Genomic DNA, 18,838 nt, shown 5'->3' on the forward strand with positions numbered 1-18,838 from the left:
CCCGTTCAGGCCGTGACGCGTCGTGCCCTCGCCTCCGGGCCTGCCGACCTGCGCCCCGACGCGACACCGGGCGAACACGAAGAGAGACGACATGATGACGAAGAGCGAACGAGTCGTGCTCGACGTCGACCGGCTGCGCATGCGCTACGGCCCGGTCGACGTCCTGCACGACGTCACCTTCCAGGCCCGCCAGGGCGAGGTGCTGGCCCTGCTGGGGCCCAACGGGGCGGGCAAGACCACCACGATCGAGATCCTGGAGGGCTTCCGCGTCCGCTCGCAGGGCCGGGTGACGGTGCTCGGCACCGACCCCGCGCACGGCGACGAGCGGTGGCGGGCCCGGATCGGGGTCGTCCTGCAGTCCTGGCGCGACCACGGCAAATGGCGCGTACGCGAGCTCCTCGCCCACCTCGGCACCTACTACACCGCCTACACCACCCCAGAGATCCAGCGCCCCTGGGACCCCAACGAGCTGATCGCGGCCGTCGGCCTGACCGAGCACGCGCACAAGAAGCTCAAGACGCTGTCGGGCGGCCAGCGCCGCAGGCTGGACGTGGCCATCGGCATCGTGGGCCGCCCCGAGCTGCTGTTCCTCGACGAGCCGACGGCCGGCTTCGACCCCCGGGCCAGGCACGAGTTCCACGACCTCGTCCGCGGCCTGGCCGACGGCCACCACACCACCGTCCTGCTCACCACCCATGACCTCGACGAGGCCGAGAAGCTGGCCGACCGCATCCTCGTCCTGAACGACGGCCGCATCGTCGCCGACGGCACGGCCGCCCAACTCGCGCGCCGCATCGCCGGCCAGGACGAGGTGCGCTGGCTGCGCGCCGGGCAGCGCTTCACGGAGCGGACCGCCGACTCCACCGAGTTCGCCCGCGACCTGTTCGCCCGCTACGGCGAGGAGATCCGGGAGCTAGAGGTCCACCGGACCTCCCTGGAGCAGACCTACCTCACCCTGGTCCGCGAGGCCGAGGCGACTCAGGAGAAGACCCGATGACCCTGACCGCGACCGCACTGCGCGCGGGCCGGTCCCGCGGCCTCGTCGAGCTGCGGCAGTCGTTCACCAACGGCGGCGAACTGTTGTCGCACCTCCTGTGGCCCGCACTGATGATCGCCACGATGTTCTTCATCAGGGACCTGCCGATCGGGACCGGCGGGCTGCTGCTGGGCACGCTGGCACTGCCGGGCATTCTCGGCATGAACGTCGCCACCGCCATGATCGGCATGAGCCAGCAGCTCACCGCCGACCGCGAGGACGGCACCCTGCTGCGTGCCAAGGCCACCCCGCACGGCATGCCCGCCTACCTCGTCGGCAAGGTGATCCTGGTGTCCGGCGGCCTGCTCGCCGACTTGGCGATCTTCCTGGTGCCCGGGATGCTCATCGTCGAGGGCCTGTGGATCGACCCCGGCTCCTGGCCGACCCTGGCCTGGGTGCTGGCGCTCGGCCTGCTGGCGACCCTGCCGCTGGGCGCGGTGCTGGGCTCGCTGTTCCCCAGCGCCCGCGGCCTGGGGCTGGTCCAGCTGCTGTTCTTCGGCGTGATCGGGATCTCCGGCATCTTCTACCCGCTCACCGCGCTGGCCGAGTGGCTGCAGTGGATCGCCCAGATCTTCCCGATCTACTGGATGGGGCTCGGCATGCGCTCGGCCCTGCTGCCGGACGCGGCGGTCGCCGTCGAGGTCGGCGAGTCCTGGCGGCACCTGGAGACCGTGGGGGTGCTGGGCGCCTGGGCGGTGATCGGCCTGCTCCTGGCGCCGGTCCTGCTGCGGCGGATGGCGCGCGGGGAGTCCGGTTCGAGCGTGGCCGCCCGCCGCGAGCGCGCTCTGCGGCGGGTCGGCTGAACACCATGACACTCACGACACCACTGCCCGCGCGGGCCGGCGTGGCCGGGCGGGCCGAGCCGGCCGATCTCCTCACGGGCGATCGCCCCCGGAAGACGCGGTCGGCAACGTCGGGCCTGCCCGGCAGGCCCGACGTGGAGGCGGGGGTGCCGTTCAGGTGGGTACGGCGGGGTGAAGCGGTGTCCGATCAGGCGGGCAGAACGTTTTCCGCGAAAGCGCCCTGCATGTTTCCGCGTTCCTCGAAGACGAACACAATGTATGTCTCGAAGAATTCGCCGCCCTGTCCGGCGGCGCGCCCGATGCCGACTTTCGTGCTGGCTTTCCAGACGAGCTGGGTGAAGTGGCCGGCTGCGGGCGAGAACTCGGCCGCGGCGAAGTCGTAGTCACCGATCTCGTCGTACCAGCTCTTGACGGCCACCGATCCGGGCAACGCCTCGGAGCCGCCGCCCCAGAAGATGTTCTCGCCCGTCTGCCGGCGCAGGTCGGTGTGACCGGCCTTGAGCTGTTCCTGCTCGGAGCGGGAGAGCGCCCTCGCCTGGGCGTAGGCGTTGAGCTCGGGGTCCAGGACCAGCGGCGGCGCGTGGTGCTTGGCCCGGAAGGCGTTGGCCTCGGCGAGCGCCTCGGCCTGGAATTCAGGGGTGGTCGCGTCGGGAAGAGCGGGACGAGTTCCTGACATAAGACACCTCAAACAGCGCTCTGAGCGCCCTCTGGCATCACGATCACGGTTAATCGCGATTTATCGCTCAATCTTCTTCCCTGTCTTACTCGTCCGGCAAGCAGCATTTCTGTGGTAAGCCCGAAGAGGGAGAGCCGTAATGGATTCGGACGACATGATTTGAATACGCTCTTCCCTCTTAACTTAACGGATAAAATGCGCAAAAGAAATAAATCGGACAGGAATGGGAGCGAGAATCATCGGAGCGGTATGGCCCGGAGTCGTGGAAAGGCCGTAATCCTCACCGAAGGCGGGAAGCTTTAAGTGGAGGGAGGCCGGACCCGTGCCGTCGCCACCCGGTTGTACCTGTAGGTCGGTGCGGCCCGCAGATCAGTGCGGCCCCGCCCGGCGTGCGGCCCCCGCCCCCCGGCACCGGCGATCCCGGCACGGTCCCCTTCGGCGGCCTTCAGCCGAGCTGTTGGGCCAGTCCGACGACGATGCCCTCGGGGCCGCGGACGTAGCAGAGCCGACGACTGTCCTCGTAGCGCACCAGTTCGCCGACGGCCGGCGGTTCTCTCGTCATACAGGCATCGTGTCGCCTTCGTCCTGTAGGTATTTGGGCCGGTACCGGGCGCGCATTTCAACACAGACCGGAGGGGGTGCGAGGCGCTTTCCTTAAGCATCGGCCCGACGGGGGCCGGGAACACCGAATCGAAGGACTGAATGAAAATGCGTCGTCACATCGCCGCCCTCGCCCTCACCGTCGCCGGTTTAGCCGGTATGACGTCCCTGTCCGCTCCCGCCCAGGCGGCCGCGCCGATCAACGTGACCGTGAGCCTCGGCGGCATGTCGGTCACCGGCACGACCGGATCCGACCTGATCACCCTGGCCGAGGGCGGTAGCGGTCTCATCAAGGTGACCGGGACGGGCGTCACCTCCAGCGACACCGACTGCCAGCCGATCTCCGGCGGGGTCAGCTGCAAGAACGCCAGCACGATCATGGTCAACATGCGCCAGGGCAACGACATCGTCAACAACGACACCGTCAACCGGTTCACCGAGATCTTCGGCGGGCTCGGCAACGACACCCTCTGGGGCGGCAGCGGCCGCGACGTCCTCGTCGGTGGCAGCAACGACGACTTCCTGCACGGCCGTGGCGGCAACGACACGACCGACGGCGGCGCCGACACCGACAACTGCACCGGTGAGACCGAGGAGAACTGCGAGATCTGAGCGACCGGCCCAACGGGAGCGGGCCGGTCGCGGGCCGGGCGTCCGATGGGACGCCCGGCCCGTCGGCCGGAGGGGGAAGGACCGGTCGCGGGTCCAGGTCGCGGTGCTGAAGCGCACCGCCACCGGCCCGGTACCGGAGGGGGCGGCGATGACGACCTGGGCCACGCCGATCGCCGGCTCGATCGCCAGGACTGTCCTGTCCGCCCTTTCTCGCCGATGATCACCAGATGCAGGCGGGGCGAAGCGGCGAAGTAGCCGACCATGTCACTCAGATTGCCCTCCGGCGGGCCGCGCGGGGCGCCGAAGGTCGCCGGGGGACCGCGCGTCGGAACCGGAAGTCGTGTCCTACGGCGACCTGGATGGCCAGGACGACGATCCCTGTCATCTGCACCGCGACGGAGGAGTCACTCAGGCCCAGAAGGATGTAGATGATTTCGAATCCTGTCCGAGAGCCGTACCGATCTCTGCGAATCCGCTCGGATTGTGCTTGGACGCAGGCGCACCCGCGTTTGTGGTGGCTGCCGGAGAACTCCCGCTTGTCGCGCATTCTTCACGCCTTCCGCTCCGTGTGAACCCTATGACCGAGATATAGCCGCGGTTCGAGATGGCGAGCGGGGGCCCGGACGAAGTCGCCACGTGACCGGAGGACGTCGATTCCTCCCCATGCGTTGGCTGACTTCTCCCTGCGAAGCAAACGATGACTGATGATGATGGGTAATAGCTGATATTCCGTCCTGCGGGAGGTCCGCGTATGCCGTCACGTCCGCGCGTCCTGGATCCGGCCGTCCCTTTGGAGCGGTTCGCGCTGGCGCTTCGACACCTCCACCGGGAGGCGGGCCGTCCCCAGCAGCGGGTCCTGGCGACCGCGCTCCACAGCAGTCACGCGACGATCTCCGCGATCCTCAACGGCCACCGTTTCCCGTCCTGGGAGCAGACCGAGGCCTTCGTGCTGGCGTGCGGAGGCGATGCGCGAGCGTGGAAACGGCGGTGGACGCAGACGGATCAGGAAATCAACTCGGAAGCGGAGATCGAGAGCCCCGACGCGGTGGGGTTGTCTTCGCCGTCGTTGCACCCGTTGTCAGGAGCCGAGTTCTATGCGGCGATGCTGGCCGAGACGAACCGAGCCAAGTACCGGATCATGACCACGTTCATCCGGCACAGGCCGCCCGCCTACTTTCTCGGGTTCACCGACGAGGAAACCGGCAGGGCCGCGTCGGCGTACTTCGAAGGAATCATCAGATGGTCGAAACTGCCCGGTCCGCGTTCGGTCCGGCGGATCATCTGTACGCCGAACGCGGAGATGGAGGAATGGGCCGAGAAGTTCCGCCGTGAGACGGCGGATTGCCCGCATCACGAGATCCGCGTGGTGGACTGGCCGCTGGCGACCGACGCGGTCAACATGGCGATCTTCGACGACGCGGCGGCTTTCCTCGCCTTCACGACCGGATCCGCACAGCAGCTGAACGGATTCCGAATCGCTCACCCCGACTTCGTCCGCGGTTGCATCGGGCATTTCGAGCAGCTGTGGGGTGAAGCTCGTTGACCGGGTGGGTTCCCGAAGGCTTGCCCGCGTGTCCCGCCACCACGCACGGCGCGCGCGTCCTGCTGCCGTGGCAGCCGCCCGTTGTCCAGCGGATCGTGCGCGCCCGCGCCTTCACCGCCTGCCGTCCCGGCACCGCCGCTCTCCCGGCCCCGGCGCCGGGGCGGCACGGCCGGTGCCGCCCCGGCCTTCCGATGTCAGCCGCCGCCGCCCGTTGCGAGCGTCCTCACGGGTCTTTCCGGCTGCTCGGGCCAGGTCGGCCGGTGGGTTCGCCGAACCAGCGGCAGAGGTGGTCGTCCAGGTCCTGCTGGTCGTCGCCGATCCAGGCGACGTGGCCGTCGGGGCGTAGCAGGACGCACGGGACGTCCAGTTCCGCGGTGGGATCGGCGAGGTGGTCGACCCGGTCCGACCAGCCGCCGACGGTCAGGCGTTCGGTGCGGTCCAGCAGCAGGCCGCGGCCGCGACGCAGCAGGCCGTAGAGGTTGCCCTGTTTCACGTCGATGTCGCGCAGGCGGCGGCCCAGCAGGTCGGGGCCCTCGCCGAAGTCGTAGCGGACGCCGATCGCGGTGATCTTCTCGATCAGGTGGCGGTTCACCTCGCCGAGGTCCATCAGTTCGGTGAGCAGCCTGCGCACGGCCTGCGGACCCGGTTCGGGAGACAGCAGTTCCGTCTGGGCGCGGGTGTTGTCCAGCACGGCCTCGGCGACCGGATGACGTTCGGCGTGGTAGGTGTCCAGCAGCGTCTCCGGCGCCCAGCCGCGGATCTGCGCGGCCAGTTTCCAGCCGAGGTTGAACGCGTCCTGCACGCCCAGGTTGAGGCCCTGCCCGCCGATGGGTGGATGGATGTGCGCCGCGTCGCCGGCCAGCAGCACCCGCCCGACCCGGTAACGTTCGGCCAGCCGGGTGGCGTCCCCGAAGCGGGACAACCAGCGCGGGGAGTGCACGCCGAAATCGGTTCCGGCGATGGCGCGCAACCCCTGTTCGAAATCCGTGAGGGTGGGCGGTTTCGCGCGGTCGCCGACTTCCGTGGCGGGGACCACGACGCTGTAGACCCCCTCGCCGAAGGGCCGGAGCCAGAACGGTCTGTGGGTCTCGCCGACTTCGGCCACCTTGGCGGCGATCTCCTCCTGCGGCATGCCCACCTTCATCTCGCCCATCAGCGTGTCGGTCCGCGAGGGCTCGCCGGGGAAGCCGACGCCGAGCAGTTTGCGCACCGTACTGCGCGCGCCGTCACAGCCGACGAGATAGCGCGAACGCAGCCTCTCCCCGTCGGCGAGCTCGACGCTCACTCCCTCCTCGTCCTGTTCGAGACCGGCGACCGCGCAGCCGTGCCGGACCTGCGCACCCAGCTCGATCGCGTGTTCCTCGAGCAGGCGGACGACGACCGGCTGCGGGATGCCCAGCAGGTAGGCGTACGCGGAATCCAGGCCCTCGGGCACGGGTTTGGGGATGGCGGCGAAGAAACCGGCGGCCGGACGCCGTCTTCCGTGCCGCAGAACGCGATCGAGCAGTCCGCGCATCGCCAGCAGTTCGAGACTGCGAATATGCAGGCCGACTATGCGGACGAACGAGGCGGGCTCGGTCTCCTTCTCCAGAACGAGCACCCGTACATCGTGCAGCCGCAGCTCGGCGGCGAGCATCGCACCGCTCGGCCCGCACCCGGCGATGATCACGTCGAACATGAGGGGCGCGCGACCGGCGCCGGAGGCCGGGGGGACGTCGCCTGCAGTGGTGGAGTCACGCTCGATGCCGTCGTTCGACGGCGGCTCGGCGGTGCCCTGCTGAGAGTGCATAGGTGTTGCCTTCCGGGAGTGCCTTGTTGGCGAGGCGCTCCCGGCGACACCTACGTCAATCGCCCGGCCGTGACGGAAAGGGGGAGCACCCACATCGATACAGCGTTCATGGGTCTCACCTCCTTGGGCGGTGTCACGGGCAACCGCAAACTACAAGCCCGAGCCTCGTCCCGTCCAATCATTTCCCGGCCACGTGTTCACGACCACGCACCATGAACCGTGAACGACGACCTTCACGTATCGCGTGAGTACCCGAGCAGCTCCATGGCCGTGACGTTGTCGGGGCGGGACCAGAGTGCGCATGAATTGGTCCGTTCATGGCCGCGAGCCTTCGATGAGGCGGCGAATCGCTCCGACGTTCGGCAACGCGGACCCGGCGAACGCACCGACGCCCAGCTCAGGAGGCGCATCCTCGGCAAGCTCCGCCGCCCCGCAAGAAAGGCAACCCATCCGCTTTCTCCGGAGAGGTCAAAATAGGTGGAAAGATGGGCTGATGAGTGCAATGGCCAGAAACAATGTAGTTATGGTCGGCAGGGAAGACGGGCCGCTGCTGATGCTCGCGCACGGGTTCGGCTGCGACCAGAACATGTGGCGCCTGGTGGTCCCCACACTGGCCGAGAAGTTTCGCCTCGTACTGTTCGACCACGTCGGAGCGGGCCGATCGGACCTGTCGGCCTGGCAGGCTGAGCGGTACGCGACCCTGGACGGCTACGCCGAGGACGTACTGCGAATCTGCCGGGAGCTGGACCTCCAACAGGTGATCTTCGTCGGGCACTCGGTCAGCGCCATGATCGGAGTCCTGGCCGCGATACGCGAACCCGGCCGGTTCGCCAAGCTCGTCCTGCTCACCCCCTCGCCGCACTACCTCAACGACGGCGACTACCAGGGCGGGTTCAGTAAGGCCGACATCGAAGAGCTGCTCGAATCCCTCGACAGCAACTACCTGGGCTGGTCGGCGGCGATGGCGCCAGTGATCATGGACAACCCCGACCGTCCCGAACTGAGCGAAGAACTGACCAACAGCTTCTGCCGCACCGACCCACAGATCGCGTCCGTCTTCGCCCGCGCCACATTCCTGTCCGACAACCGCGCCGACCTGGCCAAGGTCGAGGTGCCGACACTGGTGCTCGAATGCGCCAGCGACGCCATCGCCCCCCGGCAGGTGGGCGCGTTCGTACACGCCCAGATCCCCGGAAGCCACCTGGTCACCCTGGACGCCGTCGGGCACTGCCCCCAGCTGAGCGCCCCGCAGGCCACCGCCCAGGCGATCGCCTCCTTCGCGGCCGACCGGTGATGTCGGGTACCGGGGCCGTTCCCGGACCGACCGACTCCGGCAACCACAGCATCCCCCGGGCACTGTTCAACGCGCTGCTGGAAGACAGCGCCGAGGACCTGTACGAGAACGCGCCGTGCGGCTACCTGTCCACCCTCCTGGACGGTCAGATCGCCAAGATCAACACCACGCTGCTGACCTGGCTCGGCTACACCCGCGAGCAACTCGTCGGCCGGCGACGCTTCAGCGACCTGCTCACCGTCGGCGGCAGGCTCTACCACGAGACACACTTCGCGCCCCTGCTGCGCATGCAAGGCGAACTCGGCGGGGTCGCCCTGGACCTGCGGGCCGCCGACGGCACCCGGCTGCCGGTCCTGGTCACCTCGGTCCTCAAGACCGGCACCGACGGCGAGCCCCTGCTGATCCGCACCACCGTCTTCGACGCCCGCGACCGCCGCGCCTACGAACGCGAGCTGCTGCGCGCCCGCCAGGAGGCCGAGCGCGAACGTGAACGCCTAAAGCGCCTGGTGACGACCCTGCAGCGCAGCCTGCTGCCCGCCGTCCTCCCGGCGGTGCCCGGCCTGGAAGCCGCCGCGCACTACCACATCGCCTCCGCCGACCAGGTCGGCGGCGACTTCTACGACCTGTTCCCCCTCGCCGACGGCCGCTGGGGCTTCTTCCTGGGCGATGTGTGCGGCAAGGGAGCCGGAGCCGCGGCACTGACCTCCCTGACCCGCTACACCCTGCGCGCGGCGGCCGTCCGCGCCCCCGACCCCATCGAGGTGCTGGCCACCCTCAACACCGTGCTGCGCCAGGAGTACACCGGCGACGACCTGCGCTACTGCACCGTCATCTTCGGCCTGCTCACCCCGGACGGCGACGGCTTCACCCTCACCCTCGCCAGTGGCGGCCACCCCGCCGCCCTGCTGATGCGCGCCGGCGGCGGGGCCGACTACCAGCCCACCCCCGGCGGCCTGCTCGTCGGCGTCCTGCCCGACGCACGCTTCGCGGCCACCACCACCCGGCTCACGCCCGGCGACACCCTGTTGCTCTACACCGACGGCCTGACCGAGGCCCGCCTCGACACCGAGGGCAACCGCCACAGCGAGGAAGCCCTGCAGGCCTTCGCCGCCGCCCTCTCCCCCACCACCGCGACCGCCGCCATCGCCGCGGTGAAGGAACTGCTGACCTCCTTCGGCGACGGCCTGGACGACGACACCGCCCTCCTGGCCCTCAGCGTCCCCGCCCCGGCCGGCGAAGAAGCCCGATGAGCGAGCTGAGGGTCACCGTCCACGACACCGGCACCGGCCCGGTGCTCGAGGTGAGCGGCGAGCTCGACTTCCACACCGCACCGCGGCTGCGCGAGGCGCTCCGACGCGTCGCCCCGCTGCCGGGCCAGCGGCTCGTCATCGATCTGACCGGCCTCACCGCATGCGACTCCAGCGGCATCACCGCCCTGCTCGTCGCCCGCAACCGCGCGCTGGAAGCCCACGCCGGCATCGTACTGACCGCCATCCCCGACCACCTGGCCCGCGTCTTCCGCGTCGTGGGCCTGGACCAGGTCTTCACCGTCCACCCCACGCGAACAGACCTCGCGGACACCACGGTCACGGCGGGCGAGACGGACGCGGCCGGAGGACGGCCCGCTGTCCGGCCCCGGCAGGCGCACCCGAGCCGCGAACGTCGGTGAGGACAGCGAACCGGGCGGCGCGGCCCGTGACGGCCGGCCTGAACCAGGCCGTCCGTGGCCGTGACCGTCCTGCGGCCTCGAGACCGGCCGATTCCCCGGCCGTTCCCCCGCGTTGACCGGACCGCACGTAACGAGCAGCCCGGCCGCATCCGGGATACCTCGAATCCTGGCCGGCCGCCCCGGGAGCGTCAGTCCAGCGCGGCCACCTTGCGCAACAGCACCGAGCGTTCACGCTGGTTGGCGCACAACCCGGCGGCCAGCTCCAGCTCGGCGCGCGCCTCCGACCGCCGGCCGAGACGGGCCAGCAACTCCCCGCGTACGGTCGCGACCAGATGCGAACCGGGGAGCCGGTCCGAGGCGGCCAGCTCGTCCACGATGGCCAGGGCCCGCGCCGGGCCCGAGGCCATGGCCACGGCGACGGCCCGGTTGAGCTCGACCACCGGCGAGGGCGCGACCCGGCCGAGCGCCTCGTAGAGCGACACGATCCGGCCCCAGTCGGTCGCCTCGACCGAGGGCGCCGACGCGTGGACGGCGGCGATCGCGGCCTGCAGACCGTACGGGCCCAAGCCGCGAGCCGATGCCCTGGCCAGCGCGGCCAGCCCCCGGCGGACCGCCGGGAGATCCCACGACCGCCGGTCCTGGTCCTGGAGCAGGACCGCGGTGCCGTCCGGGCCGGTCCTCGCCGGAAAGCGCGCGGCCGTCAGCTCGCACAACGCGAGCAGGCCGTGCACCTCAGGCTCGCCGGGCTGCAGCGCGGCCAGCGTGCGGACCAGCCGGATCGCCTCGTAGGCGACGTCGGGACGCAGCAGCCGGTCACCCGACGTGGCCGTCGACCCCTCGGTGAAGATCACGTACAGGACGCTGAGCACGCCGCCCAGCCGTTCCCGGCGCTCGCCGGCCGACGGCAGCTCGAACGGCACACCGGCCGCCGCGATCGCCTTCTTGCCCCGGGTGATGCGGGCCCGCACGGTCGCCACGGGGACCAGGAACGCGCGGGCGATCTCCTCGCTGGACAGGCCGCCGACCACGCGCAGGGTCAGCGCCACCCGCGCCTCGCGAGAGAGCACCGGGTGGCAGCTGACGAACATCAGCGCCAGGACGTCGTCGTCGACCCTGTCGGGATCGATCTCCCGGTCGACCACGAGGTCGGCCGCCAGCAGGGCGTACCGATCCCGCAGGGCGGCCCGGCGGCGGATCGCGTCGATCGCCCGCCGCCGGGCCGTGGCCATCAGCCAGCCTGCCGGATTGGCCGGACAGGCACGCGGCCACGACACCAGTGCCTCGGCCACCGCCTCCTGGGCCGCGTCCTCGGCCAGCCCGAAATCACCGGTGAACCGGGTCAGCGCGGCGACGATCCGGGCCGACTCGATCCGCCAGACGGCCTCGACGTCAGCCCTGCCCATCAGATCCGGCCGCTGCTCTCGCCACCCTGCGGTACCTCGTCGGCCCCGGCCACCCGCCGGACCTCGATCTTGGACCCGCGAACCGCCGGGACCCGCTTCGCCCACTCGACCGCCTCCTGTTTCGTGGCGACATCGAGCAGGAAGTAGCCGCCGAACAGCTCCCTGGTCTCGCCGTACGGCCCGTCCGTGACCACCGGCACCTCGCCGCTGAAGTCGACCACGACGCCCTGGCCCGGATCGTCCAGCCCTTCGGCCGCGACGAGAACCTCGGCCTTCATCATCTCCTCGATGAACCGGTGGGTCGCGGCCATCATCTCGTCGAGATCAGCCATCATGGCCGCGTTCGTCTCATCGGTGCCCCGCATGATCAGCGCGTATTTCGGCATCGCGTTCTCCTCGTCCGGCGGGGCCGCCCCTCGGCCCTCGCCCCCACACGTCGAACGAGCGGCCCGCGGATCGACACGGCCCCGGAGAAATCTTCCGCCGCGACGCGGCCGATCCGGCCAGACCGGCCCCGGCACGCACAATCCCCGGACCACCGCCGAAACGACAACGACCACCTTAACGATCGACCATCAGCCCACGGCGCCTTCCTCGCGCCACTACCGGCATGATCAGGCCGCTGTTCTCAGGTGATGAGTCTTCGGTCCGTCGCAGGCGGAGCCATGCGTCTGTGGGAGACCTCCCGCCAGGGTCGGCGATGGCGGTCCCGCCGGGGCCGGGCAGCCGACGAGCCCGGCCGACCGTGGTGGCTCGACCGGGCTCGTCGGGTGGAAACGGATCAGGCGAGGTCGAACCGGTCGAGCTCCATGACCTTGGTCCAGGCCGCGACGAAGTCGGTCACGAACCTGCCGGAGGCGTCCTGGCTGGCGTAGACCTCCGCGAGGGCCCGCAGCTGGGAGTTGGAGCCGAAGACGAGGTCGACCGCGGTGGCGGTCCACTTCACCTCGTCGGTGTTCACGTCGCGGATCTCGTACACGTGCTCCTCGGACTCCGACGCCTTCCACCGGGTGCCCGGGGAGAGCAGGTTGGTGAAGAAGTCGTTGGTGAGCACGCCGGGCCGGTCGGTGAGGACGCCGTGCCGGGTGCCGCCGACGTTGGCCCCGAGAGAGCGCAGGCCGCCGACGAGGACGGTCATCTGGGGCGGGGTCAGGCTGAGCATGTAGGCACGGTCGACGAGCAGCACCTCCGGCGGGGTCTTCTCGCCGGCGGACAGGTGGTTGCGGAACCCGTCGGCGCGGGGCTCGAGGACCCGGAAGGACTCGACGTCGGTCTGCTCCTGGGTGGCGTCGGTGCGGCCCGGGCGGAAGGGCACCGTCACCGTCACGCCGGCCTCGCGCGCCGCCTTCTCGACGGCGGCCGAGCCGGCCAGCACGATCAGGTCGGCGAGCGAGATCTTCGCGCCGCCGGCCTCGTTGAACTCACGCCGGATGCCTTCAAGGGTGTCCAGGACCGTCGCGAGCTGCTCGGGCTGGTTGACCTCCCAGCTCCGCTGCGGCTCCAGACGGATCCTGGCGCCGTTGGCGCCGCCGCGCTTGTCGGTGGAGCGGAAACTCGCGGCGGAGGCCCAGGCGGTGGAGACCAGCTGGGCGGTCGTGAGGCCGGACTCCAGGACCTTGGCCTTCAGGGAGGCGATGTCGCCCTCCCCCACCAGCTCGTGCTCGACGGCAGGCACCGGGTCCTGCCACAGCTGGGGCTCGGCGACCCACGGTCCGAGGAAGCGGCTGACCGGACCCATGTCGCGGTGCAGCAGCTTGTACCAGGCCTTGGCGAAGGCCAGCGCGAACTCGTCGGGGTGCTCCAGGAAGCGGCGGGAGATCTTCTCGTACGCCGGGTCGACGCGCAGCGACAGGTCGGTCGTGAGCATCGTCGGCTTGTGCTTCCTCGACGGGTCGTGGGCGTCGGGGATGATCGCCTCGGCGTCCTTCGCGACCCACTGCTTCGCGCCGCCGGGGCTCGTGGTGAGCTCCCACTCGTAGCCGAAGAGGATCTCGAAGAAACGGTTGCTCCACTGCGTCGGCACGTCGGTCCACGTCACCTCGAGACCGCTGGTGATCGTGTCTCCGGCCTTGCCGCTGCCGTAGGTGCTCAGCCAGCCCAGCCCCTGCGACTCCAGCGGCGCGCCCTCGGGCTCCGGCCCCACGTGGTCGTCCGCGATCCCGGCGCCGTGGGTCTTGCCGAACGTGTGGCCGCCGGCGATGAGGGCGACGGTCTCCTCGTCGTTCATCGCCATCCGCCCGAAGGTCTCGCGGATGAAGTACGCCGCCGCGGCCGGGTCCGCGCTGCCGCGGGGCCCCTCGGGGTTGACGTAGATGAGACCCATCTCGGTCGCGCCGACGTCCGGGGACATCTCGTTGTCGGCGACGTAGCGCGAGTCGCCGAGCCAGGCGTCCTCCAGACCCCAGATGATCTCCTCGGGCTCCCAGATGTCCTCGCGGCCGAAACCGAAGCCGAAGGTCTTGAACCCCATGGACTCCAGGGCGACGTTGCCGGCGAGCACGAGCAGGTCGGCCCACGAGATCTTCTGGCCGTACTTCTGCTTGACCGGCCACAGCAGCCGGCGGGCCTTGTCGAGGTTGGCGTTGTCGGGCCAGCTGTTGAGCGGGGCGAAACGCTGGGAGCCGTCGCCGGCGCCGCCGCGGCCGTCGTGGATGCGGTAGGTGCCCGCGGCGTGCCAGCTCATCCGGATCATCAGGCCGCCGTAGTGGCCGAAGTCGGCCGGCCACCAGTCCTGCGAGGTGGTGAGCACCTCGACGATGTCCTGCTTGAGGGCCTCGACGTCGAGCTTCTCGAGCTCCTTGGCGTAGCTGAAGTCCCCTGCCAGCGGGTTGCTCTTGGAGGAGTGCGTGCGCAGTACCGAGAGGTCGAGCTGATTGGGCCACCAGTCGCGGTTCGTGTGCGGACGACCGCCGGTCTTCGGGGTCGGCGAGTCGATGGCCGGGTTCTCGCTCTCGCTGCCGTGCGCCGTCACGGAGTCGTGGGCGACCGGACAGCCGCCTGCTTCACCCCCGCTCTTGGCGCCGGTGACGATCGCGTCGTGGTTCTCGGTCATGGAAATCCTTCCGGATCAGCTGGCGGTGGAACAGGTGGAGCACACGCCCCAGTAAATGATCTCGGCCTCGTCGATCGCGAAGCCGTGATCGTTGGACGCGGTCAGGCAGGGCGCCTCACCGATCGCGCAGTCGACGTCGGCGACGACGCCGCACGATCGGCACACGATGTGGTGGTGATTGTCGCCGACCCGCCCCTCGAACAGGGCCGGGCTGCCCGGCGGTTCTATACGGCGGACGAGCCCCGCGGTGGTGAGCGCGTGGAGGCCTTCGTACACGGCTTGGAGAGAAACCTGGCCGATGCGGTCACGTACTCCCGAGGTGAGTGCCTCGACATCGAGATGGTCACCGTTTCGGACGGTTTCGAGCAGTGCGACACGAGCCGCCGTCACCCGTAGGCCGGCACCTCGCAGCTCCTCGGCGGTGGTCGGGGGCTGGGATGCGGTCATAACTCCAACATACCCCCACAAACAGGAAGAATTTAAGGTATTGACTGATTCAAGTCTAGCTAGATCCTTTTCGATGTCCGGTGGGCACACGCGCGCACGTGCTCATGATCATCCAAACCCGGCTGTGACCCGGCGCCCTCGCCCCCCGCCCGAGGTGAGGCACCGGAGGCGAGCGGAACGAGGCATGGGCATGGCGCGGGCATGGCGGGGGCACGGCGGGGGCGCCGGTTCGAGTGCCCCCACAGGGGTATGGCGTAGCGCTGCCGGCTGCGGGTGCTTTGACCTGCGTCATCAGCGTGAACTCCTACACGCGCATTCGGTTCTTGATGGCGGTGGCACTCTGCCACCGCCATGATTCAGGGAAGAAACGATGGAAAAGTCCCACCCGGTGAAGGAAGCGGTCGACAAGGTCGTCGACAAGGTGACCGACGCCGTGTCCGGCGGGCCGTCCGGTGAGGTGCCCGGCAAGCCGGGAAGCGTGACGCCGTCGCCGGAGGAGCCGACCGAGGCCCGGCCGCCCGCGGCGCCCGCTCCGGACCAGAGCGGGCCGGAGCCGTTCTCCCCGACCGGGCAGCCGGTCCAGGTGCCTCCGGCGGCGCGGGCACAGGGCGGTGCGCACCTGACGACCGCCCAGGGAGCGCGGCTGCCCGACAGTGACCACTCGCTCAAGGCCGGGCCCCGGGGTCCGGTGCTGCTGCAGGACCACCACCTGCGCGAGAAGATCATGCATTTCGACCACGAGCGCATTCCCGAGCGGGTCGTGCACGCCCGCGGAGCCGCCGCGCACGGCGTCTTTCGCGCCCACGGCAACGCCTCCACCGTGACCAGGGCCGCGTTCCTCGCCGAGGGCGTCGAGACCCCGGTCTTCGTGCGCTTCTCCACCGTGCTCGGCTCGCGCGGGTCGGCCGACACGGTACGCGACACGCGGGGCTTCGCCACGAAGTTCTACACCGGTGAGGGCGTCTTCGACCTGGTGGGCAACAACATCCCGGTGTTCTTCATCCAGGACGCGATCAAGTTCCCCGACGTCATCCACGCCGCCAAGCCGCACCCGGACCGGGAGATCCCCCAGGCCCAGAGCGCCCACGACACCTTCTGGGACTTCGTGTCCCTGCACACCGAGGCCACCCACCACACCATCTGGAACATGTCCGATCGCGGCATCCCCCGCTCCTACCGCACGATGGAGGGCTTCGGCGTCCACACCTTCCGGCTGGTCGACGCCGAAGGCGCCACCACGCTGGCGAAGTTCCACTGGAAGCCCAAGGCCGGGGTGCACTCGCTGGTGTGGGAGGAGGCGCAGCTGATCAACGGGGTGGACCCGGACTTCCACCGGCGCGATCTGGCCGACGCGATCGAGGCGGGCGCCTATCCGCAGTGGGAGCTGGGCATCCAGGTCTTCCCCGACACCCCCGAGCAGACCTTCGAGGGCATCGACCTGCTGGACGCCACCAAGATCGTGCCCGAGGAGCTGGCGCCGATCCAGCCGATCGGCCTGCTCACCCTCAACGCCAACCCGACCAACTACTTCGCCGAGACCGAGCAGGTCGCCTTCCACCCCGGTCACCTGGTGCCGGGTGTCGACGTCACCGACGACCCGCTGCTGGCGGGGCGGCTGTTCTCCTACCTGGACACCCAGATCAGCCGGCTGGGCGGCCCCAACTTCGGGCAGATCCCGATCAACCGCACGCACGCCCCGGTCAACGACATGCTGCGCGACGGTTTCCACCAGACGGCGGTGCACGCCGGCGTCGCCCCCTACAAGCCCAACTCCCTGGACGGCGGCTGCCCCTTCTTCGCCGGGGCGGCCGAGGGCGGATACGTGGAGACGCCCGTACAGGTACCCGCCGCGAGCAAGGTACGTGAGGCTCCGGCGTCGTTCGCCGACCACTTCGGCCAGCCTCGCCGGTTCTGGCTGAGCCTGACCCCGATCGAGCGCGAGCACGTCATCGCCGCCTACACCTTCGAGCTCGGAAAGGTCTACGAGCAGCCGATCAAGGAGCGCGTCCTGAAGGTGCTCGCCGAGATCGACCCCCACCTGTGCGAGCAGGTCGCCCAGGGGCTCGGCCTGCCCGCCCCGGCCCCGGCGGGCCCGCTGCCCTCGCCCGAGCCCAGCCCCGCCCTGTCCCAGCTCGGGCGGACCTGGCCCACCACCGGCCGGATCATCGGCATCGTCGCCGACGGGAACAGCGACCTGGAGGCCGTGCGCGCCGTACGCCGGACGATCCTGGACGGCGGCATGGTGCCGCTGGTCATCGCCCCGGCGGGCGGCCTGCTCGGCGCGGCGGGCGAGGATCCGCTCACCGTGCAGCGCACCTTCGCCACCGCCCGGTCGGTGGAGTTCGACGCCCTGGTGCTGGCCGGTACGCCCGCACCGGGCAAGGACGCCCACGGCGCCCGCGACGCCAAGGCCGGCGACGGCACGCCCGTCGCGGCGGGCCTCGACCCGAGGGTGGCGCTGATGCTCGGTGAGGCCTTCCGCCACGCCAAGCCACTCGGCGGCTGGGGGGACGCCGAACGGGCACTGGCCGCCGCCGGCATCGACACCTCGGCGCCGGGCGTGCTCGTCGGCGACGGCGGCAGGGTCCTGGAGGAGATCGTCCGGCTGCTGGGACAGCACCGGGTCTGGGAACGCTTCCCCACCGCGACCGACATCGCCTGACCCGCCACCCGGCCCTGGTCCCGGATCGCCGAGCACGTGCTCGGCGATCCGGGACCTGTCGTTCCAGGCGGCGGGCAGCGGGCAGCGGGCAGCGGGCAGCGGGCAGCGGGCAGCGGGCAGCGGGCGGGAGGCTAGCGCGCATGTCTCGCCCCGTCGATGTCCCGCCCCGTCATCCGCGCCGACCATTCGCGCCGACGCCTCGGCGAGGTCAGGCGGACGCGGGCCGCGCGATCGCGGGCATCCCGCTCATGCGCGCGGCCGGATGAGGACGTAGTGACCGGCGCGGGGTGCCGCGCCGCCCCCGCTCACGTGGCCGGACCGGAGTACTCCAGGGCAAGCTCGCCCGCCAGGCCGGACGCGACCTCGACGGCGATCTCGATCGCCCGGGCCGCCAGGGGAGAGTGGGTACGGCCGGCCCGCCAGTGCAGGCAGACCTCGCGCGGGGAAACGGCCGGCCGCAGCTCGTGGACGCGGAGCCGGTCGTCGGACTCGATGCCGGCGGCGCGGACGGCGAGCCACGGCAGCACCGCCGACCCCATCCCGGCCCGCACCATCGACAGCAGCGTCTCGTTGCCCGCCGTACGGAAGACGATCTTCGGGTTCGCGCCGGCGCGGGTGAACGCCTCCTCCATCCTGGGCTGGTCGCAGGTCGACGGCCAGGCCACCAGCGGCGCGCCGTCGAGCCGGTCCAGCGGGACGCGACGCCCGGGGAAGGTGCCGCGCCTGGCCACCAGCAGGTACGGATCGTCGAGCAGCTTGACATGCTCGACGTCGCCGTCGAGGGGGCCGTCGTAGAACAGCAGGTCGAGCTCGCCGATCTGGGGCGCCTCCGGCTCCTCCTCGGACAGCCGGATGTCGCAGCCGGGGTGCTCGTCGCGCAGCCGGCGTACGACGAGCGGCAGGATCACCGTGGACACGCTCTGGAAGGTGCCGATGTCGATCCGGCCGTCGCCGGCCTGGAACCGGTCCACGGCCCCGGCCAGGGCCGCCGCCTTCGCCAGCAGCTCGCGGCCGTGCTCCAGGACGACGGCGCCGAGCGGTGTGATCCGTACCGGCCTGGGCCCGCCCGGCCGGTCGAACACCGGGCCGCCGACGGACCTCTCCAACGCGGCGATCTGCTGGCTCACGGTCGACTGGGTGTAGCCGAGGCGGGCCGCCGCCCGGCCGAACGAGCCCTCCTCGACGACAGCGGCCATCGCGGCCAGGTGCCTCAGTTCGATATCGGTCACGAGCCCCAGCGTACGCCGGGCCA

At 70.4% G+C, this 18,838-nt stretch carries 15 protein-coding genes; 8 read left to right on the forward strand and 7 right to left on the reverse strand.

Annotation, left to right across the window (positions count from 1 at the left end):
- The first annotated feature begins 91 nt into the window (after positions 1-91).
- Positions 92-997, forward strand: coding sequence for an ABC transporter ATP-binding protein (locus AC5L38_RS22550; protein ID WP_495244806.1), 906 nt, complete (start codon positions 92-94; stop codon positions 995-997).
- The gene (locus AC5L38_RS22555) at positions 994-1,839 is read left to right on the forward strand and encodes an ABC transporter permease (RefSeq protein WP_495244807.1); all 846 of its coding nucleotides are present in this window, start codon (positions 994-996) and stop codon (positions 1,837-1,839) included. Before AC5L38_RS22550 ends, AC5L38_RS22555 begins: the two co-directional genes overlap by 4 nt.
- A gap of 187 nt (positions 1,840-2,026) precedes the next feature.
- On the opposite strand, the gene AC5L38_RS22560 is transcribed toward AC5L38_RS22555, so the two are convergent.
- Positions 2,027-2,515 carry a CAP family protein gene (locus AC5L38_RS22560; protein WP_495244808.1) on the reverse strand — a complete coding sequence of 163 codons (489 nt, stop codon included), beginning with the start codon at positions 2,513-2,515 and terminating at the stop codon, positions 2,027-2,029.
- A 702-nt stretch (positions 2,516-3,217) separates the two neighbouring features.
- On the opposite strand from AC5L38_RS22560, the gene AC5L38_RS22565 reads away from it, so the two are divergent.
- Together AC5L38_RS22565 and AC5L38_RS22570 are read left to right on the forward strand one after the other, a co-directional pair.
- The gene (locus AC5L38_RS22565) at positions 3,218-3,727 is read left to right on the forward strand and encodes a calcium-binding protein (RefSeq protein WP_495244809.1); all 510 of its coding nucleotides are present in this window, start codon (positions 3,218-3,220) and stop codon (positions 3,725-3,727) included.
- 751 nt (positions 3,728-4,478) lie between these two features.
- Entirely contained in the window at positions 4,479-5,270 is a 792-nt protein-coding gene (locus AC5L38_RS22570; RefSeq protein ID WP_495244810.1) for a helix-turn-helix domain-containing protein, read from the forward strand.
- 223 nt (positions 5,271-5,493) lie between these two features.
- Here the strand turns inward: AC5L38_RS22570 and rox are convergent, their stop codons facing one another.
- Positions 5,494-6,948 carry a rifampin monooxygenase gene (rox, locus tag AC5L38_RS22575; protein ID WP_495244850.1) on the reverse strand — a complete coding sequence of 485 codons (1,455 nt, stop codon included), beginning with the start codon at positions 6,946-6,948 and terminating at the stop codon, positions 5,494-5,496.
- A 634-nt stretch (positions 6,949-7,582) separates the two neighbouring features.
- Between rox and AC5L38_RS22580 the strand changes: the two genes are divergently transcribed.
- Genes AC5L38_RS22580 through AC5L38_RS22590 form a run of 3 tightly spaced genes read left to right on the forward strand, consistent with a single transcriptional unit; the run spans position 7,583 to position 10,022 of the window.
- Positions 7,583-8,353, forward strand: coding sequence for an alpha/beta fold hydrolase (locus tag AC5L38_RS22580; RefSeq protein ID WP_495244811.1), 771 nt, complete (start codon positions 7,583-7,585; stop codon positions 8,351-8,353).
- Entirely contained in the window at positions 8,353-9,603 is a 1,251-nt protein-coding gene (locus AC5L38_RS22585) for a PP2C family protein-serine/threonine phosphatase (protein WP_495244812.1), read from the forward strand. The genes AC5L38_RS22580 and AC5L38_RS22585 overlap by 1 nt, the downstream gene beginning before the upstream one ends.
- Complete coding sequence (locus AC5L38_RS22590) at positions 9,600-10,022, forward strand: STAS domain-containing protein (protein WP_495244813.1); 423 nt, start codon at positions 9,600-9,602, stop codon at positions 10,020-10,022. Before AC5L38_RS22585 ends, AC5L38_RS22590 begins: the two co-directional genes overlap by 4 nt.
- 188 nt (positions 10,023-10,210) lie before the next feature.
- Here the strand turns inward: AC5L38_RS22590 and AC5L38_RS22595 are convergent, their stop codons facing one another.
- The 4 genes from AC5L38_RS22595 to AC5L38_RS22610 all read right to left on the reverse strand — a co-directional run bounded on the left by AC5L38_RS22595 (position 10,211) and on the right by AC5L38_RS22610 (position 14,924).
- Entirely contained in the window at positions 10,211-11,425 is a 1,215-nt protein-coding gene (locus tag AC5L38_RS22595; protein WP_495244814.1) for an RNA polymerase sigma factor, read from the reverse strand.
- Positions 11,425-11,811 carry a YciI family protein gene (locus AC5L38_RS22600; protein WP_495244815.1) on the reverse strand — a complete coding sequence of 129 codons (387 nt, stop codon included), beginning with the start codon at positions 11,809-11,811 and terminating at the stop codon, positions 11,425-11,427. Before AC5L38_RS22600 ends, AC5L38_RS22595 begins: the two co-directional genes overlap by 1 nt.
- Positions 11,812-12,206: 395 nt before the next feature.
- Positions 12,207-14,477: a catalase/peroxidase HPI gene (katG, locus tag AC5L38_RS22605; RefSeq protein ID WP_495244816.1), complete on the reverse strand. Its 2,271-nt coding sequence runs from the start codon at positions 14,475-14,477 to the stop codon at positions 12,207-12,209.
- A 15-nt stretch (positions 14,478-14,492) separates the two neighbouring features.
- Positions 14,493-14,924 (reverse strand): Fur family transcriptional regulator, encoded by a 432-nt coding sequence (locus AC5L38_RS22610; RefSeq protein WP_495244817.1) that lies wholly within the window; start codon positions 14,922-14,924, stop codon positions 14,493-14,495.
- A gap of 370 nt (positions 14,925-15,294) precedes the next feature.
- Here AC5L38_RS22610 and AC5L38_RS22615 point away from each other — a divergent pair, with 370 nt between their 5' ends.
- Complete coding sequence (locus AC5L38_RS22615) at positions 15,295-17,586, forward strand: catalase (protein WP_495244818.1); 2,292 nt, start codon at positions 15,295-15,297, stop codon at positions 17,584-17,586.
- Between the two features lie 305 nt (positions 17,587-17,891).
- Here AC5L38_RS22615 and AC5L38_RS22620 read toward each other — a convergent pair whose 3' ends face one another.
- Positions 17,892-18,815 (reverse strand): LysR family transcriptional regulator, encoded by a 924-nt coding sequence (locus tag AC5L38_RS22620; protein WP_495244819.1) that lies wholly within the window; start codon positions 18,813-18,815, stop codon positions 17,892-17,894.
- Positions 18,816-18,838: the final 23 nt, after the last annotated feature.

The sequence above is a fragment of the Streptosporangium nanhuense genome (assembly GCF_059358815.1).

Bases quoted from the DNA above. Each gene is read 5' to 3' on its own strand.
- AC5L38_RS22570 (WP_495244810.1), top strand. From the start codon at position 4,479: ATGCCGTCACGTCCGCGCGTCCTGGATCCGGCCGTCCCTTTGGAGCGG.
- katG (WP_495244816.1), bottom strand. From the start codon at position 14,477: ATGACCGAGAACCACGACGCGATCGTCACCGGCGCCAAGAGCGGGGGT.
- AC5L38_RS22565 (WP_495244809.1), top strand. From the start codon at position 3,218: ATGAAAATGCGTCGTCACATCGCCGCCCTCGCCCTCACCGTCGCCGGT.
- rox (WP_495244850.1), bottom strand. From the start codon at position 6,948: ATGTTCGACGTGATCATCGCCGGGTGCGGGCCGAGCGGTGCGATGCTC.
- AC5L38_RS22615 (WP_495244818.1), top strand. From the start codon at position 15,295: ATGGAAAAGTCCCACCCGGTGAAGGAAGCGGTCGACAAGGTCGTCGAC.
- AC5L38_RS22595 (WP_495244814.1), bottom strand. From the start codon at position 11,425: ATGGGCAGGGCTGACGTCGAGGCCGTCTGGCGGATCGAGTCGGCCCGG.
- AC5L38_RS22550 (WP_495244806.1), top strand. From the start codon at position 92: ATGATGACGAAGAGCGAACGAGTCGTGCTCGACGTCGACCGGCTGCGC.
- AC5L38_RS22610 (WP_495244817.1), bottom strand. From the start codon at position 14,924: ATGACCGCATCCCAGCCCCCGACCACCGCCGAGGAGCTGCGAGGTGCC.
- AC5L38_RS22590 (WP_495244813.1), top strand. From the start codon at position 9,600: ATGAGCGAGCTGAGGGTCACCGTCCACGACACCGGCACCGGCCCGGTG.
- AC5L38_RS22555 (WP_495244807.1), top strand. From the start codon at position 994: ATGACCCTGACCGCGACCGCACTGCGCGCGGGCCGGTCCCGCGGCCTC.
- AC5L38_RS22600 (WP_495244815.1), bottom strand. From the start codon at position 11,811: ATGCCGAAATACGCGCTGATCATGCGGGGCACCGATGAGACGAACGCG.
- AC5L38_RS22560 (WP_495244808.1), bottom strand. From the start codon at position 2,515: ATGTCAGGAACTCGTCCCGCTCTTCCCGACGCGACCACCCCTGAATTC.
- AC5L38_RS22580 (WP_495244811.1), top strand. From the start codon at position 7,583: ATGGTCGGCAGGGAAGACGGGCCGCTGCTGATGCTCGCGCACGGGTTC.
- AC5L38_RS22585 (WP_495244812.1), top strand. From the start codon at position 8,353: ATGTCGGGTACCGGGGCCGTTCCCGGACCGACCGACTCCGGCAACCAC.